Annotated in this window: 14 protein-coding genes; 7 read left to right on the top strand and 7 right to left on the bottom strand. The window is 65.4% G+C overall.

Annotated elements, in window-relative coordinates:
• Positions 1–14: 14 nt before the first annotated feature.
• The 5 genes from C5B90_RS15680 to C5B90_RS15660 all read right to left on the bottom strand — a co-directional run bounded on the left by C5B90_RS15680 (position 15) and on the right by C5B90_RS15660 (position 5260).
• Positions 15–545, bottom strand: a complete 531-nt coding sequence (locus C5B90_RS15680) for a DUF2617 family protein (RefSeq protein ID WP_115882903.1) — start codon at positions 543–545, stop codon at positions 15–17.
• Positions 546–551: 6 nt separating this feature from the next.
• A complete protein-coding gene (locus C5B90_RS15675) occupies positions 552–2396 on the bottom strand; it encodes a spermidine synthase (RefSeq protein ID WP_115882902.1) in 1845 nt (614 codons plus the stop codon).
• A gap of 69 nt (positions 2397–2465) precedes the next feature.
• Entirely contained in the window at positions 2466–3191 is a 726-nt protein-coding gene (locus C5B90_RS15670) for a hypothetical protein (protein ID WP_115882901.1), read from the bottom strand.
• 93 nt (positions 3192–3284) lie between these two features.
• Positions 3285–3875 (bottom strand): hypothetical protein, encoded by a 591-nt coding sequence (locus C5B90_RS15665; RefSeq protein ID WP_233512060.1) that lies wholly within the window; start codon positions 3873–3875, stop codon positions 3285–3287.
• A 122-nt stretch (positions 3876–3997) separates the two neighbouring features.
• Complete coding sequence (locus C5B90_RS15660; protein ID WP_115882900.1) at positions 3998–5260, bottom strand: glycosyltransferase family 2 protein; 1263 nt, start codon at positions 5258–5260, stop codon at positions 3998–4000.
• Between the two features lie 158 nt (positions 5261–5418).
• Here C5B90_RS15660 and C5B90_RS15655 point away from each other — a divergent pair, with 158 nt between their 5' ends.
• The 4 genes from C5B90_RS15655 to C5B90_RS20405 all read left to right on the top strand — a co-directional run bounded on the left by C5B90_RS15655 (position 5419) and on the right by C5B90_RS20405 (position 7995).
• A complete protein-coding gene (locus C5B90_RS15655) occupies positions 5419–5892 on the top strand; it encodes a molybdopterin-dependent oxidoreductase (protein WP_115882899.1) in 474 nt (157 codons plus the stop codon).
• A 7-nt stretch (positions 5893–5899) separates the two neighbouring features.
• Entirely contained in the window at positions 5900–6859 is a 960-nt protein-coding gene (locus C5B90_RS15650) for an extracellular solute-binding protein (RefSeq protein ID WP_394337546.1), read from the top strand.
• Positions 6840–7649 carry a molybdenum ABC transporter permease gene (locus tag C5B90_RS15645; RefSeq protein WP_042665717.1) on the top strand — a complete coding sequence of 270 codons (810 nt, stop codon included), beginning with the start codon at positions 6840–6842 and terminating at the stop codon, positions 7647–7649. The genes C5B90_RS15650 and C5B90_RS15645 overlap by 20 nt, the downstream gene beginning before the upstream one ends.
• Before the next feature lie 130 nt (positions 7650–7779).
• On the top strand, positions 7780–7995 hold the full coding sequence (locus tag C5B90_RS20405) for a hypothetical protein (RefSeq protein WP_042665719.1): 216 nt from the start codon (positions 7780–7782) through the stop codon (positions 7993–7995).
• A gap of 87 nt (positions 7996–8082) precedes the next feature.
• Here C5B90_RS20405 and C5B90_RS15640 read toward each other — a convergent pair whose 3' ends face one another.
• Complete coding sequence (locus C5B90_RS15640) at positions 8083–8592, bottom strand: hypothetical protein (protein WP_115882897.1); 510 nt, start codon at positions 8590–8592, stop codon at positions 8083–8085.
• A gap of 346 nt (positions 8593–8938) precedes the next feature.
• Here C5B90_RS15640 and C5B90_RS15635 point away from each other — a divergent pair, with 346 nt between their 5' ends.
• The 3 genes from C5B90_RS15635 to C5B90_RS20910 all read left to right on the top strand — a co-directional run bounded on the left by C5B90_RS15635 (position 8939) and on the right by C5B90_RS20910 (position 11125).
• Entirely contained in the window at positions 8939–9676 is a 738-nt protein-coding gene (locus C5B90_RS15635; protein ID WP_115882896.1) for a sporulation protein, read from the top strand.
• Between the two features lie 81 nt (positions 9677–9757).
• Positions 9758–10768: an aldo/keto reductase gene (locus tag C5B90_RS15630; protein WP_115882895.1), complete on the top strand. Its 1011-nt coding sequence runs from the start codon at positions 9758–9760 to the stop codon at positions 10766–10768.
• A gap of 216 nt (positions 10769–10984) precedes the next feature.
• Positions 10985–11125 carry a hypothetical protein gene (locus C5B90_RS20910; protein ID WP_199517520.1) on the top strand — a complete coding sequence of 47 codons (141 nt, stop codon included), beginning with the start codon at positions 10985–10987 and terminating at the stop codon, positions 11123–11125.
• A gap of 100 nt (positions 11126–11225) precedes the next feature.
• Here C5B90_RS20910 and C5B90_RS15625 read toward each other — a convergent pair whose 3' ends face one another.
• Positions 11226–12245: a GNAT family N-acetyltransferase gene (locus tag C5B90_RS15625; protein WP_115882894.1), complete on the bottom strand. Its 1020-nt coding sequence runs from the start codon at positions 12243–12245 to the stop codon at positions 11226–11228.
• Between the last annotated feature and the right edge of the window lie 86 nt (positions 12246–12331).

Raw genomic sequence — 12331 nt, 5'->3', positions numbered from 1 at the left:
TTGGGTTTTGGGAGTCATCGCTGAGCCTCTCGTTTGGGAGTCATCGTCGTCTCGGTGTACAGCGCGAGGTCGCACTCCGGGTAGGTGTGGTACGTCTCGTAGCCGCCGTCGCCGACGCGGATGGTGGTCCACGCGTCCGGGTCGAACCGATAGGCGACCGTCGCGTCGTCCGGCCCGGGGAAGTCGCCGAGCGGACGACCCTCGACGACCGTTCGGGCGTCGAGTCGGTCGCTCTCGAAGCTGAACTCGCGTTCCGCGCCGACGGAAAGCGGCGTCTCGTGCGTCCGTTCGTGCGGCAGCGGCTTGCACGAACACAGCTCGTGGAAGTCGAACGCCGGCAGGCCGACGTAGTGGGACTCGCCGATGACGGTGAGGACCGCTGGCTCGCCCGCGAGCGTCGCCGGGGCGACCGTCTTCACGTCGACGGTCGTCAGGTCCGGCACGTCGGCGCTGTAGCCGAAGTATAGTTCCGTCGGTGTCTCGACCGGCGGAGACGGGTCGGAGGCGGCGGGCGGTTCGGTGGGAGAGGGTGGGTGGGAGGGCATGGGTAGTCAGGTGTCGACGAGGATGTCGTAGTTCGGATGGAAGATGGAGTTCTCGCGGACGCCGCGGTAGTGCGGGACCGCGTGCCACTCGGCAGAGTCGTAGTGTTCCTCGCGGGCGCGGACGTACCGAGTCGCACCGTCGCCGGTGAGTCGTGGGCGCTCGCCGGGCGCGAGCACGTAGAACTGCTCGACGCGCTCGGTCTCGCCGTCGTCGTCGAGGTCCTCACGAACCCAGTACGAAAGCTCTTGGGTGAAGCCCGCTGCCCCGACGGTGTTGACGAACGCTTTGTGGTGTTCCGGGTAGGCGTCGGGGGAGTAGCCCCACGTCACCGCGACGCCGTCCTCGGAGAGGTGGGTCCGGACGGAGCGGTAGAACTCGGTCGAGTAGAGCGTGAGCAGGTCGTCGTCGGTCGCGCCGGGCACGTCGAGCAACACGAGGTCGTACGTCTCGTTCGTCTCCTGAAGGTAGCGGTAGCCGTCGGCGACCGTCGTGTTCAGCCGGTCGTACTCGTGGGCGTCGTCGTGCCAGCGGCGGAAGAAGGAGTCCGTCTTCGCGTCGCGCATGAACTCGCCGTCGAGGTCGACGTGGTCGACGGTGACGCCGTACTCCCGCAGGTGGTCGATGGCGATCCAGTCGCCGCCGCCGACGACGAGCACCTTGGTCTCGGGACCGGGTTCGACCAGCGACATCGGCACGTCGACCAGCCCTTCATGGTAGCTGTCGGCCCAACTCTCACAGAGTTGGACGGCCGCGCCGAGGCGGAGACACTGTTCTGTCCGCCCGTCGAAGTGCGGATTCGGGCCGGTGCCGGTCCACGTGCGGTTGTACCGGATGACGTGCTGGTAGGTGGTCGTCTCCTGCGAGGTGACCGTCGCCCGCATCGCGCCCGGCGGGTACTCGTTTTCGATCTGCTGTTCGAGGTAGAGTTGGGACAGGCGCTCGTCTGCGACGTCGTGCTTGGCGACGACGCCCGCGTAGGTCGCCGTCAAGAGGAGGCAGACCACGAGGAGCGACTTCGAGACCCGGGCGGCCGAGAGCGACCGGTCGGCTCGGGCGCTGTCGGTCGTGTCGGTCGCGTTCCCGCCGGGTGTGGCTCTGGTGGACGAGGTGGGTCTTGCGGACGGGGTGGCGTCGCTGAAGGGCCACCACGACCACTCGCTGAAGTGAGCGACGAAGACGAGCGCGGCGACTCCGTTGAGGAGCGCCAGCACGAATATCGTCGGGATGAGGCCGATACCCGGGTAGAGGACGCGGGCGTAGACGACAGCACCGGCGAGGCCGCCGACGTAGTCCATCGCGAGGATGACAGACAGCCCGCTTCTGCGGCCCTCCGTCCGCTCGACGGTCCAGAGGGTGCCAACGGCGGCCACGACGAAATCGTGAATTCGCGTGCCGGCGGTTCGGAGCCACGAGGGCGTCGCCGGCCCGTCGTCGTCGAGTTCGTCGAACATGCGGGTCAAAAGCGGGAGTTCGAACCCGGAGAGGAACCCGACGACGACGACGGGGAGGCGGGCGACAGTCCAGATGACCTCCGCGGGCACCGCCTGCGGGATGCGGACGCTGTTGAGGCCGACGATGAGCAGGAAGCCCGCGGGCGCGGCGGCCGCGAGAAGCACCTCGGTGCGGAAGAAGTTCCCGCCGAGGTTCGCGCCGTCGAGGTCGTCTGAGAGCGCCGCGCCGATGCCGAGGCTGAAGAAGTACAGCCCGACCGTGATGACGTACTGGGTGACCGTCCCGCCGTACATCACCGTCAGCAGTTCCGAGTAGACGAACTCGTAGGCGAAGCTACAGAACGACACCACGAAGGTGAGCGTCAGGAGCGTCGCCGTGTCGGTTCGTGTGTCAGACATCGATGGAGGGCGAGTCGGTCGCGGCGGGTGCGACAAAGACGCCGCGGCCGTTGTCGTGGTTCGTCCCGCTCAGATGCGCGGGGAGACTTTCCACTCTTCCTCGATGGAGTACCCCGCGTCACCGATGCCGTCGGTGACTTCGAGGTCGTAACACTCCCAGCGGAAGTCGTGGTTCACGTCGTCGCCGACGATGTGCGCGCCGACGCGGTACCAGCCGTCTCGACCGAGTTGGCTCCCGTCCGACATGTCGTACTCGGCGGTGCCGCTCGGGTCCTGTATCTCGCGGTCCCACGGGACCGGACCGGCCTCGGGCGCGTCGTCTCGCATCGCCGCGGTCGACCCGAGGTAGGCGATGCCGAGCGCGGCGACGCCGACGGGGAACCGACTCACCTTGCCGGCGTTGTCCTCGTACCAGTCGTCGGCGTAGTCGCCGCCGTGGTACCACGCGTGGCCGTGGACCGTCCGCGGGGCGGAGGCGTAGCCGCCCGTGCCGCGGCCGGTCGCGCCGCGGCCGCCGCCGCCGCCACCGCTTTTCGCCGCGCTCGCAACCCCGACGGGGCTGAGCGCGGCCAGCGACTGCGGGTCGAACCCCGACAGCGACGACTGGTCGGCGGCTTCGTAACGGGACATCACCCACGTCTGGTCGGCGAGGTCGACGACGAGCGAGCCGTCGGAGACCTCGAAGTCGGAGACGACGCTCGACTTTCGCGGGGGAGGGGAGTTCGAACCGAGACAGCCGGCGAGTCCGCCGGCGGCCCCGAGACCGGTCAGTTGGAGGAACGTGCGGCGCTTCATGGGGACTCTCGTCTCTGTCAATCATAAAACTAGGATAACAGTCTTGTGGTTCGATACGTCTCGTAAGGGAGAATGTCGTGTCCGCAGACTGGTTTACGGGCGGACCATCGCGAACGCGGTCCTGACGCTCCCGATGACGACCCTATCGAGCGAGTGCGTCGCCGCGCCGAACGAGACGAAGAAGACGACCATGACGAGGAACTCGACGAGCGGGAACGCGCCGAACGGGAATACGCCGACGCCGACGCCCGCGACGAGTCGGATGAACGCGATGCCCGCGTCGACGGTGCGGTCGAACGTGAGAACGGCGATAAAGCCACCGACGACGGAGACGACGGCGTAGACCAGAAGCAACGGAATGGGCGGGACCGCCCGTCCCGACCCGGCACGAGCGGCGCGTCCGCTTTCTCCGGCGACGACCCCGAGCGCCGCGAGTTGTCGGCGGAGTTGGTCAAGCGTCGTTACGACGAAGATGAACCACAAGAATGCCGCGAGTCCGAAGCCGACCGCCGACGCCGAGACCCCGGGAACGACACTGGTCAGGGTTTCGACGAGAGTCGGGGTCGCGCGCTCGACGAACAGGTAGAAGACGACGAACCCGAGCGCCGCGTCCACGGGCCCGTACGCAGGGAAGGGCTCGTGTTTGCGAGCGTGGTCTGGACCGGTGTTCGCGTGCGCGTTCATACGTGAGAAAACGTGCCGTGAGCGAATCAATCGACGACTCGATTATCACGGCTCGGGAGTCAGCCTCCGGAGAGTGGTCATCGGATGCCAATGGGGAATGGTTCGGCACGCAATCGCCGCGGTCAATCCTCAGAGGTGTAAAGTGACTCTCGGAGTTCGCTCGCGAACCGATTCACGTCCAGTCGCTCGGGTAAGTCGTTCCGCCCGTCGTGTTTCGTGAGCGAACCGGATTCGAACGCGGGGTTGCGCTTTTCGACCGTCTCCAACGGCACCTTGGTCGTGACGGCGAAGTGCTCGACCGGAGCGACGAACCCCCAGAGCGCGCCCGCGGTGTTCAGGACGACGAGAATCGGCGTCCACGGGACCGCGAGGAGCGTGAGTTTCGACTCCGACCAGTAGCTCGCGACGCCGACGCCCGTCACGACGAACAGCGTGGCGAACTCGACGAGCGAGCCGATTCGGTAGAGCATCAGATCCGGGAGCGCGCTGGGGACGAGGAACGTGATGAGGGTTATCAGCGGGATAAGCGGCGAAAAGCCCCACGCGACGAGGCGGAACTGCAGGAACATCTGATAGTGTAGCGGCAGGAGGTCCGAGTCCTGTCGCGTTCCGGAGAACCACCGTCGGCGCTGTTTGAGCATCGTCATGACCGACGGCGGAGCCTGATTGCGGAACTTGCAGTTCAGCACGCTGAAATCGAGGTCGGTGTCGGCGGCCGCGCGCCACGCGAAGTCCGTGCCCTCGGTGATGGTCTTCGAGTCCCACGTGATTCGATTTTCGAGGCTCGTCCGAACCGCGATGCCGCCGCCCCACGCGTACAGCGGGAAGCTGAATCGGCCGAACGCCCGCTGTTCGCGTTGGTAACCGATGCGGAACACCTCCGAGAGATACGTCACCCACGACCCGGTGTACAGCGGGAGTTCCGTAATCTGGACGATGTCGCCCTCCGGCAACCCCTCGAAGTTCGCCATCAGCGTGTCCTCGTCGAGGTAGAGGACGAACTCCTTGTCGCAGGGAATCTCGCGGCGCGCCCATTCGAGCGCCCGGCCCTTGTGTGACGCCGTGCAGGTGAACTCCTCCGGAACGGCGTGGACCGTCGCGCCGTCGACCGAAATCGGCTTCTCGGCGACGACCCGAACGTCGTCGAGGCCGTCGGGGACGGCGTTGACCGTCGATTGGACGATGTTGGCAGCGTCGATGGTGATGATGCGTACTTGGATGTCGTCGTAGCCGTAGGCGACGTCGTCGGCGGGGACGGTCTGTCGCCACGCGAGGACGAGCACCTCGACGAACCACGTGAAGACCGACGCCGAGTAGAGCACGAAGACGGTCCAGACGAGCATCAGGAGGACGAATATCGCCAGCTCGGACTGGACCTCGAACATGTAGATTAGAAATACATTCTTGGAATAATGAATGTACGGACTCCGGAATCGACCGACTCGGCGCGAGTCGACGCACGTTCCGTCTCGGTTTAAAAGAATTAATCACCAAAGGTTACATACATCGTTAGAGTAAACCGATATTGGACTAGTGAGTACGCATGCACGCACAACACGACCGGTCGGGGCCGGCGACCCCGCTCTCCGAGCCGATTCTCGTCCGCGGCGACAGCAGCGTGACGCTGTCCGGCCCGGAGCTACGCGGGTTGCCCGCCGAAGACCGAACGGTGACGGTCGCGTGCGCGTCGGGGACGCGGCACACCGCGACGTGGACCGGGGTTCCGGTCCTCGACCTCTTCGAAGCCGCCGGTCTCGACGACGAGACGACGCATCTCGTGGTCGAGAGTACCGACGGCTATCGGGTCTGCATCGACGTGTACGCCGCCCTCGACGCCGTCGTCGCCTACGCCCGCGACGGGACGCCCATCGGGGAGGAACACGACTACGAGACGCGCTTTATCGCGCCCGACGTCGACGGGTCGCGGACGGTGAAAGGCGTCCGCGCCGTCGAGGCGCGCGTACTCGACCCGTCTACCGACCCCGAATCGCTCGAAGACATCTCCAAGAAACCCTGACCAGATGATGCGAAAGAGACGGAATCGGCCGCCCCGAACGGACGCGGCGGAGAACACCGGCGAGTCCGCCAGTGGGTCGAGTAGGCGGGCGTTTCTCGCATCCGTCGGCGGGGTCACGGCGACCGGCCTCGCGGCGACAGCGGGCTGCCTCGGCCGAGCGGGGACGACGCCGACCGTGTCGGTTCTCGCAGCCGGGAGCCTCCAGCGGGCGCTCACCGCCGAGTTCGAAGCGCCGGAGGGAACCCGCGTGGAGGTCGAGGCACACGGTTCCGCCCGCGTGGCACGGATGGTCGACGACGACCAACGCGACCCCGACATCGTCGCCCTCGCGGACCCGACGCTGTTCGACGCGCCGCTTTCTGTCCCGTGGTACGCGACGTTCGCCAACAACGCGCTCGTCGTCGCGTACAACCCCCAGACCGACGGTGGGACGCGGGTCGCCGACGCCGCGTCGTGGCCCGACGCCCTCCTCGACGACGGCGTCAGCCTCGGTCGAACCGACCCCGACCTCGACCCGCTCGGCTACCGGACGCGGTTCGCGCTCGCGCTCGCGGCCGACTACTACGACCGGCCGGCGCTCGCCGACGACCTGCTCCGCCGCGACCAGATTTACCCCGAGACGCAACTGCTCGCGCAGTTCGACGCCGGCGGCGTCGATGCAGCGTTCGTCTACCGGAGCATGGCCGTCGAGCGCGACTACCCGTACCTCGAACTCCCGGCCGAAATCAACCTGAGCGACCCCGAACACGCGTCGGCGTACGCGTCGGTCTCCTACACGCTCCCGGAGGGTGTCACCGTCCGCGGCGGACCCATCCGGTACGCCGTGACGCGACGAACCGACACGGCGGCGGCGAAATCGGTGTTCGAGGCGCTCGTCGGGACCGCCGGCGAGTTCCTCGAACCCTCGGGGTTCACCGTGCGTGCGAGCCATCCACACTACTTCGGAGATGTCCCACAGAGAGCCTAACCGTCGCGAGAGCGGCGTCACGCGACTCCTACCCGAGACGTGGCGAGGCCTGACGCTGCTTCTCGCCGGGATGCTCCTCGTCTACTACCTGCTTCCCATCGGCGCGCTCGTCCTCGCGCAGTCGCCGGCGTCGCTGGCGGACGACGTGACGAGCGAGGTCGTCCTGACCGCCGCCACCAACTCCGTCGTCGCGGCGACGCTCAGCACGCTGGTCGCCGTCGCCTTCGGCGTCCCCTTGGCCTACTGGCTCTCGCGCACGTCGTTCCGTGGTCGGGACGTGATTCTGGCGATGGTGATGCTCCCGCTCGTGCTTCCGCCGGTCGTCAGCGGGATGTTACTGCTCAAACTCGTCGGCCCCGCGGGGCTCGGCCAACTGACGAGCGTCCCGCTCACGCGCTCGCTGGTCGGGGTCGTCCTCGCGCAGACGTACGTCGCCTCGCCGTTTCTGGTCGTGACCGCGAAGACGGCCTTCGACGGCGTGGACCGGCAACTCGAAGCGGCGGCCCGCTCGCTCGGTGAGGACCGCGTCGGGAGCGTCCGGCGCGTGACGCTCCCACTGGCGAAGCAGGGTATCCTCGCCGGCGTGACCCTGACGTTCGCGCGGGCGATGGGTGAGTTCGGCGCGACGCTCATGCTGGCGTACTACCCGCGGACGCTCCCGGTGCAAATCTGGGTGTCGTACCTCTCGACCGGCCTTGACGCCGCGTTCCCGGTCGCGCTCGTCCTCGTCGGCATCGCTGTGGGGGCGATTCTGCTGGTCCACGCGCTGGGGACGAACCCGTGGGAGTGAGGGCGGACGGAACTGGTGGAAACCGACTAGTTTGCCGAGCCGTCCGGCGACGAGAGTAGTTCGGCACCGACATCCGAATCGGCACCCACCTTCTTTACGGAGCGTTCCGTGGTCGCGAATAGAGGACTCGATGACATCGAAACAGGGTGGACACACACCGCTTTCTCCTCGCGCGACGCGAGCGTTCGAGCATCTTCGGCCCCTCGTTTCCGACCGCGACGCCGGGATGCCCGTGACCGACGCGCGCCGCCGGGTGCGCTCGGCGGGCGAAGACCCCGAAGCCGTCGACGAACTCCTGAACAAGGGGTATCTCTACGAAGTCGAAGGCGACGTGTACGTGACGTGAGGGCTGTCACGCTGGACTGGAGGCGCGCGAGTGCGGGGCGTTGGTGAAAAACCGGAGTAAGACGGCCTCACCGCGATGCCGATTGGGTTACTGCCCCGGGGGCGATGATGGCCGAGTGACCTGGTTACCGACGCCAGCGACGACATACGTCTGGTACTCCCAGTCGCCGCCAAACGCGGGTGGTCGGTCGCCCGTGTACCGCGGGTCCGTCTCGTGGACGATGTTGTAGTTGTAGTTCCCGTTGTCGTCGTAGCCGCGACAATTAATCTGGTTTCTGACCCAGCCGGTGTCTAAGAACGGGTCGTTCGCGTACGTCCCCCGGTACTGAACCTTGTAATCACAGACGGTGAGGCGGTCCTGGTCGAGTTCGTCGATGCTGGAGACCGTACCGTAAACCCGACCGTCGCCGAGGTCCCAGTACCAGTCTTCCTGCGGATACGCTCCCGAACCGTACTCGCCCTCGTACGCCAAGACCGACTTGTACGCGCCGGTAACGACCTCCCCCTCGTCAGGGATGCCGTTGCCGTCTTCGTCGTCGAACTGGCTTTTCGCGGTCGAACTCGCGTTACCCACGCCGGAGAACGCGACGAGACTCACAAGTCCTGCCGCGCTCCGAAGGACGGCTCGTCGAGTTCGTGGTTTCGTTGTCACTTCTGAACACCTCGGCTACTAGACAATGTTATGTCGTAAATAGATATTTATTTGTTATATCCAAACACTATCAGAAACCGCTGAGAGCCCCGTTTCAGAGGTAGTTGTGCGATTTCGAATTTCATTTCCAATATAATAATCCGATTTTTGTTATTTCTGGACAGGCCGATAAATCACTATCTGGAGGGTCGGTGCGTGTGGCAGCGATTCTGTCGCCGGAAAACCGACTGCCGCTCGGGGGTGAGCGGGCCACGAGATACTTACACCGCGAGCGAGACGTGCGGCGTGCATCATGAAGAAGGTCCTCGCACGAATCGGAATCGGCAACGCAACCGTCGATACCGTCCTCCCCTCCGACACCGTCCGCGCCGGCGAGACGGTCGATGCAGAAGTGCGCATCGAAGGCGGTTCGACAGAACAGGAAATCGGGAAGATTCGGTTCGAACTGGAGACCCGCTACCGGACCGAAGATGGCTACCGAGAGGTCGACATCGCACAGTACACCCTCGCGGAGAGCCTCACCATTCAACCGGACGAACGGGAGACACGGGACGTGTCGCTCGACATCCCTCACGGGACGCCCGTCACGCTCGGCAACGTCGACGTGTGGGTCGAAACCGAACTCGACATCGAGTTGGCCGTCGACCCCGAAGACAAAGACTACCTGAGCGTCCAGCCGACGCCGCGGCTACAAGCCGTCTTCGACGCGCTCGACGACCTCGGCTTCTCGCTCCACACCGCCGAGTGCGAGGCCGACCCCCACGGCGTGTTCACCTCGACTCGGCGCTTCGTACAGGAGTTCGAGTTCCGACCCACGTCGGGGCCGTTCGCCGGCGAGTTAGACGAACTCGAAGTCGTGCCGCGACCGGGCGAAGACGCGCTCGAACTGCACATCGAAGTCGACCGTCGCGGTGGCGTACTGAGCGAGCTTAGCGACCTGGACGAGCGGACGGTCCAGACGACGGTTCGGACCACCGACGCGAGCGAGATGCGCGACGAACTGGAATCGCTGATTCGCGCGAACGCCTGACGGCGGAACGCGGAGCGACTCACCCCAATCGCCTTCCGGCTACCCAACGCTTTTGCGTCGATTCGGCGTATCCCCGCGGGCATGACGACACCCGATGACATCGACCTGGACTTCGTTCCGTTCGGCGAGACGGGCCTCCAGACGAGCGAACTCCAGTTCGGGACGTGGCGGTTCGGCAAGGAGACCGAACAGGGCAACGTCGAAATCGACGAGGAGCGCGCGCACGAACTGCTCGACGCCTACGAAGCGGCCGGCGGGCGCTTCATCGACACCGCTGACATCTACGGCGGCGGCGCGAGCGAGCGCTGGATCGGCGACTGGCTCGAAGACCGAGACCGAGAGCGGTTCACCATCGCGTCCAAAATTTACTGGCAGATTCGCGACGGCGACCCGAACAGCCGCGGGACGAACCGGAAGAACATCCGGCACCGCATCGACGCCCTGCTCGACCGCCTCGACACCGACTACGTGGACGTGCTCTACATCCATCGCTGGGACGACGAGACGCCCACGCGCGAGATGATGAAGACGCTCAACGGCCTCGTCGAAGACGGGAAAGTCCACTACCTCGGCGCGTCGACGCTCCGACCGAACGCGTGGAAGGTGGCGAAGGCGAACGAAATCGCCCGCGCCGAGGGCTGGGAGCCGTTCACCGTCGCCCAACCGCGGTACAACCTCGTCGACCGCGAAATCGAGGGAGACTACCTCGAGATGACCCGCTCGTACGGCATCGCGGTCTGCCCGTGGAGCCCGCTCGGACAGGGCTTCCTCACCGGGAAATACACCCGCGAGGACGGTCTCACCGGCGAGTCCCGCGCCGCGGAGTCCAGCCGGTTCGAGGAGTCGTATCTGACCGAGGAGAACTTCGACGTGCACGACGAACTCGACGCGGTCGCCGAGGAAGTCGACGCGACGCCCGCCCAGACGGCGCTCGCGTGGCTCATGCACCGCGACGGCGTCACGGCCCCCATCGTCGGCGCGCGCACGGTCGAACAACTGACCGAGAACCTCGAAGCCGCGACTATCGACCTCACGGACGAGCAGGTCGACCGCCTGACCGAGGCGAAGCCCGACCCCTACGCGGGGCTCTAACTTCAGCGTCGAAGGAAACGGTGATGCGGCCACCGGGAGAACACAGCGTTCAATGAGTCGCCCATCGGGGCCATCGACACCGTGTACGAGTCGCCTTCAGCCGTCGATTTTGTGATCGAGCAGTGGCGAAACGGACTCGTTCGGCACGGACTCGACCAGTTGGCCGACGACGCATCAGGCCCGAACGAATAACTCTACCGAGGACACAGTAGACGTATGGCAACGAAAGACGGCGCGAACAATGAATCCGAACTCGACAGGGTGATGGAAGACATCCGTCGAGAACTCGTTCTCCGCGTCGCGAAGGCCGACCGCGACGACCACCGGGACGTGTACGACGCACTCGAACACGAGTAAACGCGGGTGTTCCGTGTGACCGCCGAGTTGGGTAACTAGTGGAACATCTGGGACTTCTTGAGTCAATATCCGGAGGGAATCCGGGGCGAACCGTACTCCGTTACACGCCCTCACGAATCGTCTTGTAGAGGTGTGCGAGCGTCTTCATCCCCGCCGCGTTCCGTTCGAGGCTGTAGAAGGGATGGAGTTCGGGGTTGAACTTCGCCTTGTATCGGTTGATGCGGCGGTTGTTCGCGCCGACGAGGTCGTAGGTCGTCCGCCCACGGTCCATCGCGTCACACATGATGTGCCAGTCGAGCAGGTCGTTGACGGCGAGGTCTGTCTCCACGTCGGTCCGCACGCCGCCCTGCCACCGCGACACCGTCTCCTTGTAGTCGACGACGAGGATGCCGCCGACGAACTCGCCGTCGGTCCGAAGGACGTAGGGTCGAATCTGCCCCTCGGGGAGGGTGGTGTAGAGGTCCGTGACGAACGCCGGGGTCGAACGGTACGAGATGCCCTGTGATTCGTAGCGCGAGGCGACCTGTTCGACGATTTGCTCGATTGCTTCGGGACCGCCCTCCTCGATGGAGTACGCGTCGTCGGGCGCGTTCCGGATGTTCGACCGGGCGTCGCTACTGAAGCTCATGAGTACGTCGTCGACCCCCGGCGAGAGGTCGACGTGGTAGGTGTACTGCGGGGTTATCGTGTAGTCGTTCCACGAGAAGGCTCTGAGGTCGTCGTACCGACCGTCGAGGCGGATGTGGGTGTAGCGCGGTCGAATCTCGTCGCGGACCCATTCGAGGCAGGCGTCGATGAACTCGTGGTGTCGGCCCTCGCGCTTTCGCTGTTTCATGTGGTCCATGTTCAAGAGGACCGGACCGAGGTACGCGACGCGAAGCTCCGGCGGCGGCGAGAACACCGTCGCTATCGGCCCTTTGTCGATGCGGAACAGCGGGAACAAGCCGACGACTTCCTCGCCTTTTCGTCCGACGAGCGGAACCAACTCCGCGCCGGCGTGCGCCGCCTGAATCTCCAGCGCGTCGTACTGATGGAACGCGTTGCCGTGCGGTGACTGTTCGACGAACGCGTCCCAACTGTGGACGTCGTCTCCAGTCGCCCGCCGAACCTCGATACTCATGAGTAGGGTGCCTGAACTGTCGCGTCCGACCCCTTTGTTATGCACCCGTTATGAGGGTTATTCGGGGCGATTCGGACGGATGACAA

The organism is Haloferax sp. Atlit-12N (assembly GCF_003383095.1).
Classification (GTDB): domain Archaea; phylum Halobacteriota; class Halobacteria; order Halobacteriales; family Haloferacaceae; genus Haloferax.
The sequence above is the reverse complement of the archived record's forward strand: the minus strand, read 5'-3'. Positions and strand labels throughout refer to the sequence as shown.